Raw genomic sequence first — 19,573 nt, 5'->3', positions numbered from 1 at the left:
CTTTTTTTGTCAGTACCCGCGAATCAGGCCGGGAATGCCGGCGGATTGACGTGGGCCATGTCTTCCAGAATGCGAACAACCTGGCAGCTGTAGCCAAACTCGTTGTCGTACCAGACGTACAGGATGACACGATTGTCATTGCAGATGGTTGCCTCAGCATCCACTACACCCGCGTGACGGGAACCGACGAAGTCAGTCGACACCACTTCCTGCGAGTTGGTGAAGTCGATCTGCTTGTGCAGCTCGGAGTGCAGCGCCATGTGACGCAGGTAGTCGTTGACCTCGTCGCGATCGGTCGACTTCTCCAGGTTCAGGTTCAGAATCGCCATAGAGACGTTCGGCGTCGGCACGCGAATGGCATTCCCGCTCAGCTTGCCAGCCAACTCCGGCAGCGCCTTGGCAACCGCCTTGGCAGCACCAGTCTCGGTGATGACCATGTTCAGCGCCGCGCTGCGACCACGACGATTACCCTTGTGGAAGTTGTCGATCAGGTTCTGGTCGTTGGTGTACGAGTGAACAGTCTCAACGTGGCCGTTAACGATACCGAACTTGTCGTTGATCGCCTTGAGCACCGGCACGATGGCATTGGTGGTACAGGACGCAGCGGAGATGATCTTGTCTTCCGGCGTGATGACCGCGTGGTTGATACCGTGCACCACATTTTTCAGGTCACCCTTACCCGGCGCAGTCAGTACAACCTGGCTGGCACCCTTGCACTCCAGGTGCTGAGACAGGCCGGCCTCGTCACGCCATACACCGGTGTTGTCGACAATGATCGCATCTTCAATACCGTAGGAGGTGTAGTCGATGCTGGTCGGATCACTGGCGTAGATAACCTGGATCAGGTTGCCATTGGCAGTGATGGTGTTGTTTTCTTCATCGATAGTGATGGTGCCCTGGAAGGAACCATGAACCGAATCCCGGCGCAGCAGGCTGGCACGCTTGGCCAGGTCATTGGCAGCGCCCTTGCGCACAACGATAGCACGCAAACGCAGGCCGTCACCGGCACCGGACTTCTCGATCATGATGCGGGCCAGCAGGCGACCGATACGACCAAAGCCGTACAGCACAACGTCACGGCCGTGGCGACGCTCGCCAGCCTTGCCGATAACACTGGCCAGCTCGTCACGCAGGAAGGCATCCAGATCGTCGCTGCCGCTGGCGCGGAACTTGTTGACCAGACGGGCCAGATCGATGGAAGCCGGACCCAGGTTCATATCCAGCAGCGCCGTGAGGACCGGGAAGGTGTCGTGAACGGACAGCTCAGTATCGTCGATCTGACGCGCAAAACGGTGCGATTTCAGCAGGCTGATGACCGAGCGGTTGACCAGGCCACGTCCATAAATGGACGTCACCACGTTATGTTCACGGTACAGGCGGCCGATCAGAGGAATCATCGCCTCGGCGGTGGCTTCACGGTCCGTCCAGTTTTCCAGACACTGCTCAAATTGCGCTTGAGTCACGGCTATACCTTCCAAGTCTTGGTAACTAAAGGCCGCATATTATGCGTTCAGTGGCCGTCATAGGCAATGATTCGCAAAAAACCAGCCGACATGGGCACAAAGGTGGCGAGCGCGGTAAACTGCCTGCCTTCGTCAGCCGGCCGCTGGCCAGCGCAACCCGAACCAACCCAAGAGTCATCGCATGCCTGCATCACAGCCGCTGCTATCTCCTCCTCTGACGACCACCACCGGCAATCGCTTGTATTGGACCGGTTTGCAGGGCGCAGCCCGGGCGCTGGCGATCGCCGAAGGAGCCGAGCAGCACGCCGGCCTGAGTCTGGTCATCACCCCCGACAGCGCCTCGGCCGACAGCCTGGAACAGGAGCTGCGCTTCTTTGCACCGCAGCTGCCGGTCATCAGCTTCCCCGACTGGGAAACCCTGCCCTACGACCGCTTCTCGCCGCACCAGGACATCATTTCCCAGCGCCTGAAAACTCTGTTTCAGCTGCCGCGTATCGAACAAGGCATTCTCGTGGTGCCGATGACTACGGTCCTGCATCGCTTGCCGCCCCGGGCTTTCCTCGGCGGCTCAGTGCTGCTGATGGAAGTCGGCCAGCGGCTGGACATCGACCAGATGCGCCTGAATCTGGACGCCGCCGGCTACCGCTGCGTGGACACCGTGTATGAACACGGCGACTACGCAGTGCGCGGCGCCCTGCTGGATCTGTATCCCATGGGCAGCAACCTGCCCTACCGCATCGACCTGTTCGATGAGGAAATCGAAACCCTGCGCACCTTTGACCCCGAGAGCCAGCGCTCCATCGACAAGGTTGAGCGCATTCACCTGCTGCCGGCCAAGGAGTTCCCGCTCGACAAGTCGGCCCTGACCGGTTTTCGGGCGCGCTTTCGCGAGCGCTTCGAGGTCGACCACCGTCGCTGCCCGCTGTATCAGGATTTGAGCGAGGGGCTGGTCCCCCCCGGCATCGAGTATTACCTGCCGCTGTTCTTTGACGAGCTGGCCAGCCTATTCGACTACCTGCCGGACAATACCCGGCTGTTTACCCTGCCCGGCATCGAACAGAGCGCCGAGCATTTCTGGCAAGACGTGCGTACTCGCCACAGCGAACAGGGTGTTGACCCTACGCGCCCGCTACTGCCTCCGGGCGAACTGTTTCTGCCGGTGGAGGAGGCGTTTGCCCAGCTCAAGCGCCAACCCCGCATTATCTGCCATCAGGATCAGCCCAATGAGCCACAGGCCAACGTGTTCGATTGCCCGGCACCGGCAGAACTGGCCATCGATAACAAGCTGGAAAACCCGTTACAGGCATTGCAGCGTTTTCTCGATCAGCACGCAGGCCGGACGCTGTTTGTCGCCGAGACCGCCGGTCGCCGCGAGGCGCTGACCGAGCTGCTGGCCCGCATTCAGCTCAAGCCAGAACCGATTGGCAGCTGGCCGGCGTTCACAGCCAGCCAGAGCAAGGTCGCCATTACCATCGCCCCGCTCGACCAGGGCATGCAGATCAATAGCGCGGGCGTGGCCCTGATCGCCGAGAGTCAGCTGTTCGGTCAGCGCGTGATGCAGCGCCGCCGCCGCGGCAAGGCCACCGATCTCGGCGATGCCGTGATTCGCAACCTGACCGAACTGCGCGAGGGCGCGCCAGTCGTGCACATCGACCACGGGGTCGGCCGCTACCTCGGCTTGACCAACCTGACGGTCGAGGATCAGCAAGCCGAGTTTCTGGTGCTGGAATACGCCGACGAGGCCAAGCTATACGTCCCGGTCGCCAACCTGCATCTTATTGCGCGCTACTCCGGCAGCGACGACGGCAGCGCGCCACTGCACCGCTTGGGCTCCGACCAGTGGCAAAAGGCGCGCCGCAAGGCCGCCGAAAAGGTCCGCGACGTGGCCGCCGAACTGCTCGACGTCTACGCCCGTCGCGCCGCTCGCCAGGGCTTCAGCTTTGCCAACCCCGAGCAGGACTACCAGAGTTTTGCCGACGACTTTCCGTTCGAGGAGACCGCCGATCAGGCTGCCGCCATCGAGGCAGTGGTCAGCGATATGACCAGTAACCAGCCGATGGACCGACTGGTCTGCGGCGATGTGGGCTTCGGCAAGACCGAAGTCGCCATGCGCGCAGCCTTCCTGGCGGTGCACAGCGGCAAGCAGGTCGCCGTTCTGGTGCCCACAACCCTGCTCGCCCAGCAGCACTACAACAGCTTCAAGGACCGCTTCGCCAACTGGCCAGTGCGCGTCGAGGTGATGTCGCGCTTCAAGTCCGCCAAGGAAGTCAAAGCCGCCGCCGCCGAGCTGGCCGAGGGCAAGGTCGATATCATGATCGGCACCCACAAGCTGCTGCAGGGTGATGTGCAGTTCCAGGATCTCGGCCTGGTGATCATCGACGAAGAGCACCGCTTTGGTGTGCGCCAGAAAGAGGCACTCAAAGCCCTGCGTAGCGAAGTCGATGTATTGACCCTGACCGCCACGCCGATCCCGCGCACCCTGAACATGTCCTTCTCGGGCATGCGCGATCTGTCGATCATCGCCACACCACCGGCCCGTCGCCTGTCGGTCAAGACCTTTGTCATGGTCCAGCAGAAGCCCGTGGTCAAGGAGGCGATCCTGCGTGAGCTGCTGCGCGGCGGCCAGGTCTACTACCTGCACAACGAGGTAGAAACCATCGAGAAGTGCGCAGCAGACCTGGCCGAACTGGTGCCGGAGGCGCGCATTGGCATCAGCCACGGTCAGATGCCTGAGCGCGCCCTGGAACAGGTGATGCGCGATTTTTACCATCGCCGCTTCAACATCCTGGTGACCAGTACCATTATCGAGACCGGCATCGATGTGCCCAGCGCCAACACCATCATCATTGAGCGCGCCGACAAATTCGGTTTGGCGCAGCTACATCAGCTGCGCGGCCGCGTCGGCCGCAGCCACCACCAGGCCTACGCCTATCTGCTGACACCGGAGGGCCGCAAGGTCACCAGCGACGCCGAGAAGCGCCTGGAAGCCATCGCCGCCGCCCAGGACCTCGGCGCCGGCTTCACGCTGGCCACCCACGATCTGGAGATTCGCGGCGCCGGCGAGTTGCTCGGCGATGGCCAGAGCGGTCAAATCCAGGCAGTTGGCTTCACCCTTTACATGGAAATGCTGGAGCGCGCGGTCAAGGCCATCAAGCAGGGCAAGCAGCCCGAGCTGGAACAACCGCTGGGCGGCGGCACCGACATCAATCTCCGCCTGCCCGCGCTGATCCCCGAGGATTATCTGCCAGATGTGCACGCGCGACTGATCCTCTACAAGCGCATCGCCAACGCGGCCGATGACGAGGCACTGAAGGACCTGCAGGTAGAAATGATCGACCGTTTCGGCCTGCTGCCCGAGCAGGTCAAGACATTGTTCCGCATTACTGCACTCAAGCTGCACTGCGAACCGCTGGGTATCAGCAAGATCGACGTCGGCGCCGAACACGGCCGCATCGAGTTTGCCGCCGACACGCGTATCGACCCGATGATTCTGGTGCGCATGATTCAGGACAGCCCGCAGCGCTACCGTCTTGAAGGCGCCACGGTATTCCGCTTCAATGCCCCGATGGGCAATGCCGAATTGCGCCTGAACACCGTGGAGGCACTCTTGGAGCGCCTCACAGAAACCCCGCCCAACACCCCACAAGGCAAAGGAAAACGCCCATGAAACAGTTGAGCAACGCGCTCGGCCTGCTACTGCTGACCACCCTGCTGGCCGCCGCGCCAATCGCTCAGGCGGAGGACTACCTGGTTGAGGTGGTCTTCTTTGGCCAGCCTTCCTCCCCGCTGGTGCAAGGCACCCCGCCAGACCTGGACTGGAGCGCCGACGCGGTCGACCTGACCTCGACGGCTCGCGCCGATGTACGCAGCATCGACAAGACCCGCTATCAACTCGACAGTCAGGTCCGCAAGCTCGAACAAAGTGGGTATGAGATCTACCTGCATCAGGCCTGGTCGCAGCCGCTGGACAACGACCTGGTGGTGGCACTGCATCGCGGCCAGGCTGACAACGGCATCTATCCGGTGCAGGGTCTGGTTCGCCTGAGCCAGGACAACCTGACCGAGCTGCAGGTCGCCTTCTGGCGCAACCGCCCTGCTGCCGGACTCGGCATCCAGACAAGCTCGTCAGTGGTATCCGAGCAACTGCACCAAACCCGCGCCCTGCGTCCGAATGAAGTACATTATCTGGACCATCAAAGCCTCGGCATGCTGGTCACCATTCGACGCTGACCCGCGATCGGCGGCTCAGTCCGCCGACGCCAGCACGGCCTGCAGCAGGTCACGCACCTGCTGCATCCCCGCCCTTACCACACCTTCAATCGCCGCCATGGTGATCACCTCAGTCGACTTGCCGGCAGCCGGATTCACCACCAAGGCAAGACAGGCATAGGCCAGACCCAGCTCACGCGCCAGGCCCGCTTCCGGCATGCCGGTCATGCCGACCACATCAGCACCATCGCGCTCCAGACGGCGAATTTCTGCCGCGGTTTCCAGACGCGGACCCTGGGTGGCCGCATACACGCCGCCGTCACGACAGCTGATACCCTGCGCCGCCGCTGCGCGCAGCAGCTCGGCTCGCACGGACGCGTCATAGGGCTCGGCGAAATCCACATGCACCACCTCGTCCAGACCGTCCTCGTAAAACGTGGAAGGCCGCCCCCAGGTGTAATCAATCAACTGGTCCGGCACACAAAAGCGACCGGTCGGCAGGTCAGCGTGAATACCGCCCACCGCATTGACCGCAACGACGCGACTGACGCCCGCCTCACGCAGCGCCCAGAGGTTGGCACGGTAATTCACCCGATGCGGTGGAATGGTATGCGGATGCCCATGACGCGCCAGAAAGCAGACCGGCTGACCAGCCAGCTCGCCGTGTACCAGCGGAGCAGAAGGCTCGCCCCAGGGCGTCTGCGGACGGCTCTCGCCGGTCAACTGCAACCCTTCCAGCTGGCTCAGCCCGGTGCCGCCAATCACCCCCCAGAGCCCGCTCATGCGTCCACCGCCTGCTCAGAGCGAGACTCAGGCCCCGGCTCGCGCTCGCCCGCCTGAGCGCGGCGCAACGCCAACGCGTCAGGCAGGTGCAAGGTGGAGGTGGGGAAGGCAACCTGCGCCTCATGGGATTCGATAATGTCGAGAATCTTCAGCAAGACATCTTCCTTGACCCGATGAAACTCCGCCCACACCGGCGTCGTGAAGCAATAGATGAAAAAGTCCACCGACGACGGCGAGCAGCGATCAAAAAAGACCATCAGCGTCTGGTCCTGATCAATGTCTTCGTGCCCCTGCAGCATCTGCCGGACGTCGGCGACGATCTGCTCCATGCGACCGATATCGGCATAGCGGATACCGATATGCTCGTAGATCCGTCGATGGGTCATGCGTGAGGGGTTTTCCACCACGATGTTGTTGAAGATCGCGTTGGGGATGTACAGCGGGCGCTTGTCGAAGGTGCGAATACGGGTCAGACGCCAGCCGATGTGCTCCACAGTCCCCTCGATATTGCGATCAGGCGAGCGCACCCAGTTGCCGACCACAAAGGGGCGATCCAGGTACACCATCAAGCCGCCAAAAAAGTTGGCCAGCAGGTCCTTGGCGGCAAAGCCGACCGCCAGACCACCGATACCACCAAAGGCCAGCACGCCGGACACGCTGTAACCCAGCGATTGCAGGATAACCAGTACAGCGGTGATCACCACCGAGGCGCGCAACAGCTTGCCAATAGCACTCACGGTGGTCTGGTCCGCCGGCTTGTCGCGGTAGCGCGGATCGACCAGACGGCGCTCGATCTGCTGCATCAGGCGCAACAGGAACCACGCCAGCAGCACAATCAGCAACACCCGCTGGACCTGATCAAGCACCTGCTCCAGCGCCTGATCCATCTGTACCGCAGTAATGCGGGCCGCCCACATCAGACCCATGCTCCAGATCATCACCCACGCCGGACGGCGCGCCGCATCGACCAGGGCATCGTCCCAGATGTTACGGGTTCGCTCGGCACGGCGCTGAACGTGATCCAGCACGCGCTTGACGATATAAGCCAGTACCAGGGCCGAAAACACCACGGCAAAGACCTGGTAAATCCAGTATTCACCAATTAACGGTAGCTGCTCTATCTGCTCAGGCAGCTGTTCCAGTAAGTCATTCAAACCAGCTCAAACTCCTTTAAAACGGATACGGCAGCGCGCCACTGCGGTGTCGCCCGGTAATCAGCCGCCACCGGCTGGCGAGCCAGCATGCGCGAGATGTGTGCCGGTGCCTGCAAGCCAATACGCTGCGCGTGCACCAGCCCCTCTTCGGCCGCCGCCCGATCATTGCAAATCAGCAGCATATCGCCACCGGCGGCCTGGGCCGCGTCGATACGCTCAGGAATGCCGCCAACGGCGTGCGCACCGGCCATCGTCAGATCATCGCTGAAGATCACGCCAGCAAAACCCAGCTCGGCGCGCAGGATCTCCTGCAGCCAGCGCGCTGAGAACCCTGCCGGCAGACTGTCGACCTGCGAATAAACAACATGCGCCGGCATGATGCCGTCCAGCCTGGCTGCAAGCTGGGCGAAGGGCACCAGATCCGTGCGGCGGATATCCTCCAGCGGACGGTCATCGACCGGCAATGCAAAGTGCGAGTCGGCCTCAGCCCAGCCATGCCCGGGGAAGTGCTTGCCCGTGGCCGCCATGCCGGCAGCGTGCAGCCCATCCAGATAGGCACTGGCCAGGCGGGTAACGCGCTCAGGGTCGCCGCCCAGCGACCGGTTACCGATCACCTGGCTACGGCCGTAATCCAGATCCAGCACCGGCGCAAAGCTGATATCGATACCACAGGCGAGCATCTCGGTCGCCATCAACCAGGCGGCGGTTCGTGCAACCTCCTCTGCACGCTCATCAGCGACCGCGGCCACATCCGCCAACGCCGGCAGGCGCAGCACCTCGCGCCGCAAACGCTGAACACGCCCCCCCTCCTGATCGATCGCGATCAGCATGTCCGGACGCTCCGCGCGAATCGCCCGTACCAGCTCGGTTACCTGCTGCGGCGACTCGGTATTGCGAGCGAACAGGATCAGCCCTGCCACCTCCGGCTGACGCAACAATTGGCGATCCTCCGCCTGCAACCACAGGCCGGGCAGGTCCAGCATCAATGCACCCTGTTTCAATGCGTATTCTCCTGATGAAACACAAAAACGCCTGAATCCGCCGCGCGAGCGGTAAACATCAGGCGTCGATCTGAACTATGCAACCGACCGGCACGCAAGCAAACAGTTCCAGCAGATCCGTGTTGCGCATACGTATGCAACCGTGGGACAGCGGGCGACCCATCGGCTGATCATCGCCGGTGCCATGTATATAGATGTAGCGTCGCTGGGAATCGACACTGCCGCCGCGGTTGAATCCGGTCTGCTCGCCGCACAACCAGAGGATGCGACTCAGAATCCAGTCACGCTGCGGGAAGGCTTCCGCCAGCTCAGCGGACCAGACCTCACCGGTCGGTCGGCGGCCGATGAATACCGACCCCAACGGCAACCCCTCGCCAATGCGCGCGCGGATGCGGTGACGACCTCGCGGGGTACAACCGGAGCCCTCGGCTTCGCCTGCGCCGTTGAGCGCCGTAGATACCGGATAGCGGCACACCGGCTGACCATCGACAAAACCGACGAGCTGCTGATCAGAAAGGGAAATATGGATATGGTCGAGCTGCATGTCACCTCCAACGCTGCGCACACCATAGCGGACGGCGCAGCAGAGGTAAATGCGGCGAAATCAGACGGGCGCGACCTGCGGCTCGGCAACCGCACTATCGGCGCGCATGCCCGCAGCCAGGAACGGCACCATCAAACGCAGCACACTATCAACCGGACGCGGCTCACCCAGCTCAGCCTCGGCGATGGCACGCAGCGCCTTCATGCTGGACATGGTGAAAGCGGCACTACCGAGCATGAAATGCACGCGCCAGAACAGCTCCTGTGGCGGGATTCCGGGTACAGCACCGACAACCAGTCCCATATAGCGCTGGAACACCTTGCCGTACACCTCGCTCAGATACTTGCGCAAATGCCCCTGACTCTGACTGAAGGCAAGCCCCAACAAACGCATGAATGTCGCCAAATCATTGCCGCTGCGCGGCTTGACCGCCAGCGCCTGATCGACCAGCATCTCAAGCAAGGTCTCCAGACTTTGCTGCCCCGCATCGCCACGCCGCTCACGCAGGTCGAGCTCACGTTCAAGGCTGCTGACAAAGGGGTCCAGAAAGCGCACGAAGACCGCCTGAATCAGCGCCTTTTTTGAGCCAAAGTGGTAATTGACCGCGGCCAGATTGACCCCTGCCTTGCTGGTAATCAAACGCAGCGAGGTTTCGGCAAAGCCTTTTTCCGCAAACAGCTGCTCAGCGGCATCAAGAATGCGCTTGACGGTATCAGACTGCGCCATGCGTCCTCCCCAGTTGGCGTACAAGATCGAAACAAACAGTCGTTTCAAACATACGTTTAAAACGAAATACCGTCAACCCTTCCACCTGCTTCATATCGCCTCATGACGCGCCATTGCGTGACCTTGCTTACATTTTCATCCAGCCACAGCCATCCGCTCACCAGCGGATGACAAATTCAGGGTTGTCGCCTGCGACTAACTGTATATAATCACAGCTACTGGATAAAAACACAGGCACCCTCCCATGCAGAAGCTAACCGCACGACAACAGCAGGTTCTGGCCTTCATTAAGGAGTACATGGACGGCAACGGGTATCCCCCCACCCGCGTCGACATCGCCAAGACACTGGGCTTCAAATCCCCTAACGCCGCCGAGGATCATCTGCGCGCATTGGCACGCAAGGGCGCCATCGAGATGATTCCCGGCGCCTCCCGTGGTATCAGGCTGCCCGAGTCGGAAACCGACAGCAGCGACGGCCAGCTGCCCGTCATCGGCCGCGTTGCCGCTGGCGCCCCGGTCCTGGCGCTGGAGAATGTCGAGGATCATTGCCGCATTGATCCGGATTTTTTCCAGCCGCGCGCCGACTATCTGCTGCGCGTTCAGGGTGAAAGTATGCGCGACATCGGCATCATGGATGGCGACCTGCTGGCAGTGCACCGCACCAGCGAAGCCCGCAACGGCCAGATCGTCGTGGCGCGCCTCGGCGAAGAAGTGACGGTAAAACGCTTCCAGAAGCAGGGCCGCAAGGTCTCACTGATTGCAGAAAACCCGGACTTCAAGCCAATCGAAGTCGACCTCACCGAACAGGAACTTACCATTGAAGGTTTAAGCGTCGGTGTTATCCGTCGCTGAGGAGCTGATCATGCAGTACGCCCGCACCGAACAACAGACCCTGACCCAGGCCGACCTGTTTCACAACGCTCTAATGGCCAGCCGACTTAAACACGAGCGCCTTGATACCACGCTCAGGCAACCAGTCGAAGACACGGAAGGCAGTTACAGCGAGATGAGCCTGCAAGGCAGCGCGCGCCAGTGCCTGCAATGGCTTGCCCCGGTACTGCGAGATCTGAGCACGCGCAACAGCCGCCGCTGGCTGACACTGATCGATCCGCCGGCAGCCGTAAGCCAGCAATGGCTGCGCGGCGCTAACCTTGACCCGCAGCGCATCATGATTGTGCGCTCCAAGACCGGCATGGACACGCTGACCCTGTGCTGCGACCTACTCAAGATGGGCGGCAGCCATACCGTGGTCAGCTGGCTGGACAAGGACAGCTGCAGCGCGCCACGGCTTGAGCGCGCCGCCCGTATCGGCCGTTGCCACAGCCTGAACGTGCATTTGGGCTGACACAAAGAAAAAGGCCAGCTGAGAAGCTGGCCTTTTTTTGTGTCTGTTCGGCACTCAATGCAGAACCCGATCCTCTGGGATCAGTTCGCCATCCTCGTCTTCATCATCCATCATCTGCCCGGCCATTTGCATGCCTGCGCTGATCATGACCTTGGCGACTTCAATGTAGTTACCCTGCAGATATTCACGTGCATCGTCGGAAAACTCGATTACCAGCAACGGCTCCCCTTCCTCGTCGGAACGACGCAGCGCCACCTTACCGTTGGCGAGTTCGACGATTTCCAGAAAGGGTGAAGACATGACGCGGTTCTCCTGTATGACAGCGGCGCAGTGTAACACAGCGCCGCCTTCAGGGCATCCGCACTACCACTCCTGCATGCCGTCGCGGTATGCCGCCACACGCTCGGACAGCGCCTGCAGGGCTTCCTGCGCATCACTGCCGCTCCACTCGGTCGTCGCAACCGCACTGCTCGCTATCAGCGACTGAGCACCACTGTCAGCCGGCACCGGCGGCGCTTGCAGGCGCTGCCAGGCACCAATCACGCCCGCCAGCCAGGTGCCGTTACTGTCAGCCAACTCAGTCAGCTCAGCCAACTCCGGGCCGGGAAAACGTTGCACTACCGACGGCACCAGCACCGCTTCCACCTGGCGCGCGTCCACCAGCGGCCAGCGATAGCGGTCGGCAACCTCATGGATCAGCGCCAGCGCTCCCCGATACAGGTGAAACACTGCGTGCTCGCGGTGGTACAGTGCCTGGGTCAGGGCGTCCAGCGCATTGCTGCTCTCGGCCTGCTGCCAGGATTCGATCGCCTTGCGTGCAAAGAACAGCGCCTGATTGGTACGGGTATAAGCTTCATTGGCCATGGCTGATCACCTCAACGCTTGGCTTTTTTGCTGCGACTGTCATCCACCGACCATTGCTTGCCATCGTGGAATGCACGCCAACCGGTCGGCTTGCCCTCAACTTCCGTCTGTACGTACTGCTCCTTGGTCTTGCGACTATAGCGCACCACGGTCGGGTTACCATCCGGGTCAGCAACTGGCGCATCCAGCAGGAAGTGGTACTTGGGATCGATTTCGCTCTTGTGCGGCAGCAACTCTTTAACCAGCGGCGCGCGGGTTTCCCGGTTTTTCGGGAACTGGCTTGCCGCTAGGAACAGACCAGAAGCCCCGTCGCGCAAGACGTAGACATCGTCCACCTTCTCACACTTCAGTTCAGGCATGGGCACCGGGTCTGCCTTGGGTGGCGCGGCCTCGCCATTGCGCAGCAACTTGCGGGTGTTCTTGCACTCGCTATTGGTGCAGCCGAAGTACTTGCCGAAACGACCGGTCTTCAGCTGCATTTCACTGCCGCACTTGTCACACTCCAGCGTCGGGCCATCGTAACCCTTGATCTTGAACTGCCCCTCTTCGATCTCAAAGCCAGAGCAATCCGGGTTATTGCCGCAGACATGCAGCTTGCGCCGCTCATCAATCAGGTAGCTGTCCATCGCCGTGCCGCACAGGCCGCAGCGACGCTTGCCGCGCAGCACGCGTGACTCACCTTCGTCATCATCGGCGGCCACTTCGTTGCCCGGCACCAGGTTGATAGTCGCCTTGCACCGCTCTTTTGGCGGCAGCGCGTACCCAGAACAGCCGAGGAATACGCCAGTCGACGCCGTACGAATCATCATGGGCCGGCCGCACTCATGACAGGCAATGTCTGTCAGCGTCGGCTGGTTGGCGCGCATCCCCTTGTCATCACCCGATGCAGAGGCGGCGCTGAGCTTGGCACTGAAGTCGCTGTAGAAATCGTTCAGCACCTTCTTCCAGAGCACCTCACCCTGCGCCACGTCATCCAGCGACTCTTCCATGTTGGCGGTAAAGCCATAGTCCATCAGGTTCGGAAAGCTCTCGTTGAGGCGCTCGGTCACGATGTCGCCCATCTTCTCGGCGTAGAAGCGGCGATTGTTGAGCGTGACGTAACCACGATCCTGAATGGTGGAAATAATCGACGCATAGGTCGAAGGACGGCCGATACCGCGCTTCTCCAGCTCTTTTACCAGGCTTGCCTCGGCATAACGCGCTGGCGGCTTGGTAAAGTGCTGCTTGGGGTCCAGGGCTTGCAACGCCATGACGTCATCAACCTGAATCTCGGGTAGCACCTCATCCTCACCACCCTTACCCTGCTGCGGCATCACGCGGGTGTAACCGTCAAACTTGAGGATGCGGCCCTTGGCGCGCAGCTCGAAGTCACCGGCAGCCACCTGAATATTGGTGGACAGGTACTTGGCTGGCGTCATTTGACAGGCTACAAACTGACGCCAGATCAGCTCGTACAGGCGCTCGGCATCACGCTCCATGCCCTTGAGATCGGTCTGCTTGAGCTTCACGTCGGAGGGGCGAATGGCTTCGTGAGCCTCCTGCGCGCCCTCCTTGCTGCTATACAGGTTGGGCTTTTCTGGCAGATATGGCGCGCCGAAGTTGCTCTCGATGTAGCTGCGCGCCATGTCAATTGCGTCCGCCGACAGGTTGGTCGAGTCGGTACGCATATAAGTGATGTAACCCGCCTCATACAGACGCTGGGCCATCATCATGGTTTTCTTTACGCTAAAGCCCAGGCGCGTACTCGCGGCCTGTTGCAGCGTGGAGGTGATAAAAGGCGCGTTGGGGCGCGAGCTGGTTGGCTTGTCTTCTCGCTTGGCAACCTTGTAGGCCGCCTTGTTCAGCAGCGCCAGGGCCGCATCAGCCTCTGCCTTGTTGCCCGGACGGAAGGTCTCGCCGTTCTGCTTGACGACCTGAAAGCGCACACTCTCGGCCTTGGGCGTGTTCAGCTTGGCGTGAACCTCCCAGAACTCCTCCGGCACGAAAGCACGAATCTCGCGCTCGCGATCAACAATCAGCTTTACGGCTACCGACTGCACCCGGCCGGCAGACAGGCCACGGGCAATTTTCTGCCACAGCAGCGGTGACACCATGTAGCCGACCACGCGATCCAGAAAACGGCGTGCCTGCTGTGCGTTGACCCGATTCATATCCAGCTCGCCGGGCTCGGCAAAGGCTTCCTGGATCGCCTTCTTGGTGATTTCGTTGAACACCACGCGCTTGTAGCGCGAATCGTCACCACCGATGCTCTCACGCAGGTGCCAGGCAATCGCCTCCCCTTCGCGGTCCAAGTCCGTCGCGAGATAGACGGTATCAGCGTCTTTGGCCAGGCGACGCAGCTCGTCGACGACCTTCTCCTTGCCGGGCAGGATCTCGTAGTGCGCCTTCCAGTCGTTCTCTGGATCGACGCCCATGCGCTTGACCAACTGGGCACGCGCCTTCTGCTGCTTTTCCTGCTCACTGGCAGCAGCCTTGCGCCCGCCTTTGGGTTTGCTTTCGGTCTTGCCGCTGCCGCTGGTGGGCAGGTCGCGAATATGGCCGATACTCGACTTCACCACAAACTCGTTGCCGAGGTACTTGTTGATTGTCTTGGCCTTGGCTGGCGACTCCACAATGACCAGTGCTTTTCCCATGGATACTTGTTTTCCTGACCCGAACTGAACTCGAAGCTGACACTCAACCCCTTCTGGCAGAACACTGCCGGACAGGCTGGAGGGCCAGAGCCTACACGTCTTCGCTGATAAAGGTAAAGCGTGGATATTGCTCCCCGTCAACCTCGACCTGCTCGTTGAACATGGCGAGCGGCCTGACCCAGAGATCAAAATCACCGTACAGAGTGCGGTAGACCACCAAGGGTTCCTCGGTCTCGGAGTGCCGCGCCAGACCGATGACCTGATAGTCCTTTCCTTTATAGTGCCGATAGCGTCCTGGACGCATATACAACCTCCTCACAGCAATAAAAAAGCCGAGGCACAGGGCCTCGGCTTTAGTCACCAGCCAGAGCCGTCAGACACGCTCAAAGATCGTGGTGATGCCCTGACCCAGGCCAACGCACATGGTAGAGATACCGATGGTGCCGTTGTTCTGTTTCATGACGTTCAGCAGGGTGCCGGAGATACGTGCACCGGAGCAGCCGAACGGGTGACCCAGGGCGATGGCGCCGCCGTGCAGGTTCACCTTCTCGTCCATCTTGTCCAGCAGCTTCAGGTCTTTCAGGACCGGCAGAGCCTGGGCAGCGAAGGCTTCGTTCAGTTCAACGAAGTCGACGTCATCCATGCTCAGGCCAGCACGTTGCAGCGCCTTCTTGGTGGACGGAACCGGACCGTAACCCATGATCGCCGGATCAACGCCGGCCACCGCCATCGAGCGAATGACCGCCAGCGGCTCCAGACCCAGGGCCTGAGCGCGCTCTGCGGACATCACGATCATGCAGGAGGCGCCGTCAGTGATCTGTGAAGAGGTACCCGCAGTCACGGTACCACCTTTGGGGTTGAACGCCGGACGCAGTGCAGCCAGGCTTTCTAGGGTGGTTTCCGGGCGGATGGTCTCGTCTTCAGTGAACAGCTTCAGGAAGCCGTTCTCGTCATGACCTTCCATCGGGATGATCTCGTCCTTGAAGTTGCCTTCAACGGTGGCCTTGTGGGCCAGGCGGTGAGAACGCTCACCAAAGGCATCCTGCTGCTCGCGGGTGATGCCATGCATCTTGCCCAGCATTTCAGCAGTCAGGCCCATCATGCCGGACGCCTTGGCGGCATACAGCGACAGGGCCGGGTTCGGATCAACACCGTGCATCATGCCCACGTGGCCCATGTGCTCGACACCACCGACGACAAACACATCACCGTTGCCGGTCATGATCGCCTGGGCGGCGGTGTGCAGCGCGCTCATGGAAGAACCACACAAACGGCTGACGGTCTGCGCAGCGCTGGTGTGCGGGATCGGGGTCATCAGCGACGCCATGCGCGCGATGTTCCAGCCCTGCTCCAGGGTCTGGTTTACACAGCCCCAGATTACATCTTCAACTTCCGCCGGATCGATCTTCGGGTTACGTGCCAGTACGCCGGTAATCAGGTTGGCGGACAGGGTTTCAGCACGCACGTTGCGGTACATGCCACCCTTGGAACGGCCCATCGGGGTACGGCCGAAGTCGACAATAACGACGTCTCTCGGATTCAGGCTCATAGATTTACTCTCGCTCTGTACGTTCCGCGGTTAACCGAAGAATTTCTGACCGTTCTTCGCCATTTCACGCAGCTTCTCAGTCGGTGCGTACATGGCGCCGAACTCGGCGTATTTATCGGCAATGGCAACAAACTCGGCCACACCCAGGGTGTCGATGTAGCGCAGCGCGCCACCACGGAAGGGCGGGAAGCCGATACCGTAGACCAGGCCCATATCTGCGTCAGCTGCAGACTCGACAACGCCGTCTTCCAGGCAGCGTACGGTCTCCAGGCACAGCGGAACCATCATGATCTCGATGATTTCTTCGTCGGTGAACTCGCGCTGCTCCAGAACCACTTCTTTCAGCAGTTCGTATGCCTTGGCGTCGACCACCTTCTTCGGCTTGCCCTTCTTGTCCATCTCGTAGGCGTAGAAACCGCTACCGGTTTTCTGACCCAGGCGGCCGGCGTCGTACATGACGTCAACAGCAGTGCGGGTCTTGTCAGCCATGCGATCCGGGTAACCTTCAGCCATGACGTCACGACCGTGATGACCGGTGTCCATGCCGACAACGTCCATCAGATACGCCGGGCCCATCGGCCAGCCGAATTTTTCCATGATCTTGTCAACGCGCTGGAAGTCCGCACCCATGCCGATCAGACGAGCGAAGCCGCCGAAGTACGGGAACAGAACACGGTTGACCAGGAAACCGGGGCAGTCGTTGACCACAACCGGGGTCTTGCCCATTTTCTTGGCGTAGGCAACGGTGGTGGCAACCGCCTTCTCGCTGGACTTCTCGCCACGAATAACCTCAACCAGCGGCATCATGTGTACCGGGTTGAAGAAGTGCATGCCGCAGAAGTTTTCCGGGCGCTTCAGCGCTTCAGCCAGATAGGTGATGGAGATGGTCGAGGTGTTGGAGGTGATGATGGTGTCTTCAGTCACCTGACCTTCAACTTCAGCCAGTACCGCGTGCTTGACCTTCGGGTTCTCGACCACCGCTTCGACCACCAGGTCAACTTCCTTGAAGTCGCCGTAGGACATGGTCGGACGGATGGCGTTCAGCGCCTTGGCCATTTGCTCGGGCTTCATGCGACCCTTTGCTACGCGCTTGCCAAGCAGCTTGGAGGCTTCATCCAGACCCAGCTGGATGCCTTCCTCGCGGATATCCTTCATCAGAATCGGGGTGCCCTTGACCGCAGACTGGTAGGCGATGCCGCCACCCATGATGCCCGCGCCCAGAACAGCGGCCAGATTGACGTCGGCAGCCTGCTTGTCGTACTTCTTGGCCTTGTGCTTGAGCACCTGATCGTTCAGGAACAGACCCACCAGGCTGGCAGCAACAGAGGTCTTGGCCAGCTTGGCAAAACCGGCAGCTTCAATTTCCAGCGCTTTTTCGCGGCCGTGATTAGCGGCTTTCTGGATAGTCTTGATCGCTTCAACCGGTGCCGGATAGTTCGGACCAGCCTGGCCGGCGACGAAACCCTTGGAGGTTTCAAACGCCATCATCTGCTCGATGGTGTTCAGCTTGACCTTTTCCAGCTTGGGCTGACGCTTGGCCTTGTAGTCCAGCTCGCCGGCGATGGCGCGCTTGATCACGTCGATGGCAGCCGCTTTCAGCTTGTCATCAGCAACAACAGCGTCAACTGCGCCCGCTTTCAGCGCCTTGTCGGCACGCTGCTCGGTACCGCCGCAGATCCATTCAATAGCGTTGTCGACACCGATAATGCGCGGCAGACGAACGGTGCCGCCAAAGCCCGGGTAGATACCCAGCTTGACTTCCGGCAGACCAATCTTGGCGCTGGCGGCCATGACACGGAAGTCCGCAGCCAGACACATTTCCAAGCCACCGCCCAGTGCGATGCCGTTGATGGCTGCGACAGTGGGAACATTCAGGTCTTCGAAGGCATTGAAGATTTTGTTGGCGGACAAGTTGCCGGCAACCAGGTCTTCTTCAGGCAGCTTGAAGGTGCTGACGAATTCGGTGATGTCGGCGCCGACGATGAATACGTCCTTGCCGCTGGTGACAACAACGCCTTTAACGTCGGCGTTGTTCTGGATGGCCTGCACTGCCGCATCGAGCTCGGACAGAGTGGCGCTGTTGAACTTGTTGACCGACTCGCCCTGCAGATCAAATCTGAGCTCGACGATGCCGTCTTCAAGGCCTTGAACCGTGATGGCTTTACCTTCGTAAATCATCAACTGATCTCCACGCTATGAAAAGCACATGAGAAACACCGACCGACCTGACTGCCGCTAGGGGCGTCAGGCCAAGCCCGTGTCATGAACGATCCCGATTATCCGGGACGGGATGAACCAAAAAATTCATACGACCGTTTGATTCGGGTGCGCACACCTTCTTTTAATTCCTGGCGGTTGTCAATTGCCGGCGCACCGCCTGAGCGCCAGGCACTAGCGTACGCCCCTCTGCACCTAGATTCAAAGTCATTAAAAAACAATAGGTTGCGAAAGATACCTGGCAAAGCCCGGCACGCATAAAATCAACGCGCCAGCATACCAACAGACTACTGTAGAAGCCGGCCGACCGGCGCGCCAGAGCGCCTAGCGCCATTCGGTCGCATGCTTGGCGCTGGGCCATCGCTACCAGGCGGCGTATGCTGACTTTGTACGCTGTTAAACCTCCGCAAACTAGTGAAAGCGCAACGCTCAAAACAACGCGCTAGCGCTTGAAAATAAAAAGCCGACAGCATTTGCCGGGCCACCTGAAGCGCTATCAACAACGCACCGCTTGCGATCAGGCTGGGGCAACGCCTAGTATCCGAGCAAAAAAGGAGAAAGAGCCCATGCTGTACAAACACGTTCTGGTAGCCGTCGATCTGATTGAAGAGTGTCGGGCGGTTGCCGACCACGCCATGCAGCTGGCCAACGCACTAAACGCCAAGCTGTCGCTACTGCATGTGGTCGAGCCGCTTGCGATGGCGTACGGGGGGGATGTACCCATGGACCTGTCAATGCTGCAGCAGCAGCAGTTTGAACAGGCCAAGGAACGCATGCAGCTGTTTGCCGCCGACTACGGGCTGCCCGACGAATGCCTGCAGATCGCCTTTGGCCATCCGCGCCAGGAGATTCATCGGGTAGCCACCGATCAGGAATGCGACCTCATTGTGGTGGGTAGCCACGGTCGACACGGCCTCGCCCTGCTGCTGGGCTCCACCGCCAACGATGTGCTGCACGGCGCGCCGTGCGACGTGATTGCGGTACGACTGGGGAAGAAGGGCTAACAGCCCTGCGGGAGCTGCAAGCCGCAAGCTTCAAGCTGCAAGAGAAACCCGGGAGAACAGCCCACCCTGGCTTGTAGCTT

Annotated in this window: 17 protein-coding genes; 5 read left to right on the top strand and 12 right to left on the bottom strand. The window is 60.6% G+C overall.

Annotation, left to right across the window (positions count from 1 at the left end):
- Window positions 1-23: 23 nt before the first annotated feature.
- Window positions 24-1,469 carry a glyceraldehyde-3-phosphate dehydrogenase gene (locus tag CNQ84_RS09500; RefSeq protein ID WP_407920319.1) on the bottom strand — a complete coding sequence of 482 codons (1,446 nt, stop codon included), beginning with the start codon at window positions 1,467-1,469 and terminating at the stop codon, window positions 24-26.
- 175 nt (window positions 1,470-1,644) lie between these two features.
- On the opposite strand from CNQ84_RS09500, the gene mfd reads away from it, so the two are divergent.
- Window positions 1,645-5,130: a transcription-repair coupling factor gene (mfd, locus tag CNQ84_RS09495; RefSeq protein WP_096004646.1), complete on the top strand. Its 3,486-nt coding sequence runs from the start codon at window positions 1,645-1,647 to the stop codon at window positions 5,128-5,130.
- The gene (locus tag CNQ84_RS09490; protein ID WP_096004645.1) at window positions 5,127-5,693 is read left to right on the top strand and encodes a CsiV family protein; all 567 of its coding nucleotides are present in this window, start codon (window positions 5,127-5,129) and stop codon (window positions 5,691-5,693) included. Before mfd ends, CNQ84_RS09490 begins: the two co-directional genes overlap by 4 nt.
- 15 nt (window positions 5,694-5,708) lie before the next feature.
- On the opposite strand, the gene CNQ84_RS09485 is transcribed toward CNQ84_RS09490, so the two are convergent.
- The 5 genes from CNQ84_RS09485 to CNQ84_RS09465 all read right to left on the bottom strand — a co-directional run bounded on the left by CNQ84_RS09485 (window position 5,709) and on the right by CNQ84_RS09465 (window position 9,880).
- Entirely contained in the window at window positions 5,709-6,455 is a 747-nt protein-coding gene (locus CNQ84_RS09485) for an S-methyl-5'-thioinosine phosphorylase (protein WP_096004644.1), read from the bottom strand.
- Entirely contained in the window at window positions 6,452-7,609 is a 1,158-nt protein-coding gene (locus tag CNQ84_RS09480; RefSeq protein WP_217350082.1) for a mechanosensitive ion channel family protein, read from the bottom strand. Before CNQ84_RS09480 ends, CNQ84_RS09485 begins: the two co-directional genes overlap by 4 nt.
- Window positions 7,606-8,592 (bottom strand): beta-N-acetylhexosaminidase, encoded by a 987-nt coding sequence (nagZ, locus tag CNQ84_RS09475; RefSeq protein ID WP_096004643.1) that lies wholly within the window; start codon window positions 8,590-8,592, stop codon window positions 7,606-7,608. The genes CNQ84_RS09480 and nagZ overlap by 4 nt, the downstream gene beginning before the upstream one ends.
- A 76-nt stretch (window positions 8,593-8,668) precedes the next feature.
- Complete coding sequence (locus CNQ84_RS09470) at window positions 8,669-9,154, bottom strand: L,D-transpeptidase (RefSeq protein WP_096004642.1); 486 nt, start codon at window positions 9,152-9,154, stop codon at window positions 8,669-8,671.
- Between the two features lie 60 nt (window positions 9,155-9,214).
- The gene (locus CNQ84_RS09465; RefSeq protein WP_096004641.1) at window positions 9,215-9,880 is read right to left on the bottom strand and encodes a TetR/AcrR family transcriptional regulator; all 666 of its coding nucleotides are present in this window, start codon (window positions 9,878-9,880) and stop codon (window positions 9,215-9,217) included.
- 244 nt (window positions 9,881-10,124) lie between these two features.
- Here CNQ84_RS09465 and lexA point away from each other — a divergent pair, with 244 nt between their 5' ends.
- Both lexA and sulA read left to right on the top strand, forming a co-directional pair.
- The gene (gene lexA, locus CNQ84_RS09460) at window positions 10,125-10,733 is read left to right on the top strand and encodes a transcriptional repressor LexA (protein ID WP_096004640.1); all 609 of its coding nucleotides are present in this window, start codon (window positions 10,125-10,127) and stop codon (window positions 10,731-10,733) included.
- Window positions 10,734-10,743: 10 nt separating this feature from the next.
- A complete protein-coding gene (gene sulA / locus CNQ84_RS09455; RefSeq protein WP_096004639.1) occupies window positions 10,744-11,226 on the top strand; it encodes an SOS-induced cell division inhibitor SulA in 483 nt (160 codons plus the stop codon).
- Window positions 11,227-11,280: 54 nt separating this feature from the next.
- Here sulA and CNQ84_RS09450 read toward each other — a convergent pair whose 3' ends face one another.
- From CNQ84_RS09450 to fadB, 6 genes are all read right to left on the bottom strand, one after another.
- Entirely contained in the window at window positions 11,281-11,526 is a 246-nt protein-coding gene (locus CNQ84_RS09450; RefSeq protein ID WP_083725993.1) for a hypothetical protein, read from the bottom strand.
- A gap of 63 nt (window positions 11,527-11,589) precedes the next feature.
- Window positions 11,590-12,090: a DUF6586 family protein gene (locus CNQ84_RS09445; protein WP_096004638.1), complete on the bottom strand. Its 501-nt coding sequence runs from the start codon at window positions 12,088-12,090 to the stop codon at window positions 11,590-11,592.
- An 11-nt stretch (window positions 12,091-12,101) separates the two neighbouring features.
- On the bottom strand, window positions 12,102-14,723 hold the full coding sequence (gene topA, locus CNQ84_RS09440) for a type I DNA topoisomerase (RefSeq protein WP_096004637.1): 2,622 nt from the start codon (window positions 14,721-14,723) through the stop codon (window positions 12,102-12,104).
- Between the two features lie 91 nt (window positions 14,724-14,814).
- Window positions 14,815-15,027 (bottom strand): DUF1653 domain-containing protein, encoded by a 213-nt coding sequence (locus tag CNQ84_RS09435; RefSeq protein WP_174704249.1) that lies wholly within the window; start codon window positions 15,025-15,027, stop codon window positions 14,815-14,817.
- A 69-nt stretch (window positions 15,028-15,096) separates the two neighbouring features.
- Entirely contained in the window at window positions 15,097-16,272 is a 1,176-nt protein-coding gene (gene fadA, locus CNQ84_RS09430; protein WP_096004636.1) for an acetyl-CoA C-acyltransferase FadA, read from the bottom strand.
- 30 nt (window positions 16,273-16,302) lie between these two features.
- Window positions 16,303-18,450, bottom strand: a complete 2,148-nt coding sequence (gene fadB, locus CNQ84_RS09425) for a fatty acid oxidation complex subunit alpha FadB (protein WP_096004635.1) — start codon at window positions 18,448-18,450, stop codon at window positions 16,303-16,305.
- 605 nt (window positions 18,451-19,055) lie between these two features.
- Between fadB and CNQ84_RS09420 the strand changes: the two genes are divergently transcribed.
- Window positions 19,056-19,493: a universal stress protein gene (locus CNQ84_RS09420; protein ID WP_083726005.1), complete on the top strand. Its 438-nt coding sequence runs from the start codon at window positions 19,056-19,058 to the stop codon at window positions 19,491-19,493.
- The last annotated feature ends 80 nt before the right edge of the window (window positions 19,494-19,573 follow it).

Origin of the sequence: Pseudomonas abyssi, from assembly GCF_002307495.1 — a bacterium.
Lineage (GTDB): Bacteria > Pseudomonadota > Gammaproteobacteria > Pseudomonadales > Pseudomonadaceae > Halopseudomonas > Halopseudomonas abyssi.
Note: the sequence above shows the minus strand (reverse complement) of the source record. Positions and strands in the feature narration are given on the sequence as shown.

Coding starts and splice junctions, on each gene's coding strand:
- mfd (WP_096004646.1), top strand. CDS start 1,645: ATGCCTGCATCACAGCCGCTGCTATCTCCTCCTCTGACGACCACCACC.
- CNQ84_RS09490 (WP_096004645.1), top strand. CDS start 5,127: ATGAAACAGTTGAGCAACGCGCTCGGCCTGCTACTGCTGACCACCCTG.
- CNQ84_RS09485 (WP_096004644.1), bottom strand. CDS start 6,455: ATGAGCGGGCTCTGGGGGGTGATTGGCGGCACCGGGCTGAGCCAGCTG.
- nagZ (WP_096004643.1), bottom strand. CDS start 8,592: ATGCTGGACCTGCCCGGCCTGTGGTTGCAGGCGGAGGATCGCCAATTG.
- CNQ84_RS09470 (WP_096004642.1), bottom strand. CDS start 9,154: ATGCAGCTCGACCATATCCATATTTCCCTTTCTGATCAGCAGCTCGTC.
- CNQ84_RS09465 (WP_096004641.1), bottom strand. CDS start 9,880: ATGGCGCAGTCTGATACCGTCAAGCGCATTCTTGATGCCGCTGAGCAG.
- lexA (WP_096004640.1), top strand. CDS start 10,125: ATGCAGAAGCTAACCGCACGACAACAGCAGGTTCTGGCCTTCATTAAG.
- sulA (WP_096004639.1), top strand. CDS start 10,744: ATGCAGTACGCCCGCACCGAACAACAGACCCTGACCCAGGCCGACCTG.
- CNQ84_RS09450 (WP_083725993.1), bottom strand. CDS start 11,526: ATGTCTTCACCCTTTCTGGAAATCGTCGAACTCGCCAACGGTAAGGTG.
- CNQ84_RS09445 (WP_096004638.1), bottom strand. CDS start 12,090: ATGGCCAATGAAGCTTATACCCGTACCAATCAGGCGCTGTTCTTTGCA.
- topA (WP_096004637.1), bottom strand. CDS start 14,723: ATGGGAAAAGCACTGGTCATTGTGGAGTCGCCAGCCAAGGCCAAGACA.
- CNQ84_RS09435 (WP_174704249.1), bottom strand. CDS start 15,027: ATGCGTCCAGGACGCTATCGGCACTATAAAGGAAAGGACTATCAGGTC.
- fadA (WP_096004636.1), bottom strand. CDS start 16,272: ATGAGCCTGAATCCGAGAGACGTCGTTATTGTCGACTTCGGCCGTACC.
- fadB (WP_096004635.1), bottom strand. CDS start 18,450: ATGATTTACGAAGGTAAAGCCATCACGGTTCAAGGCCTTGAAGACGGC.
- CNQ84_RS09420 (WP_083726005.1), top strand. CDS start 19,056: ATGCTGTACAAACACGTTCTGGTAGCCGTCGATCTGATTGAAGAGTGT.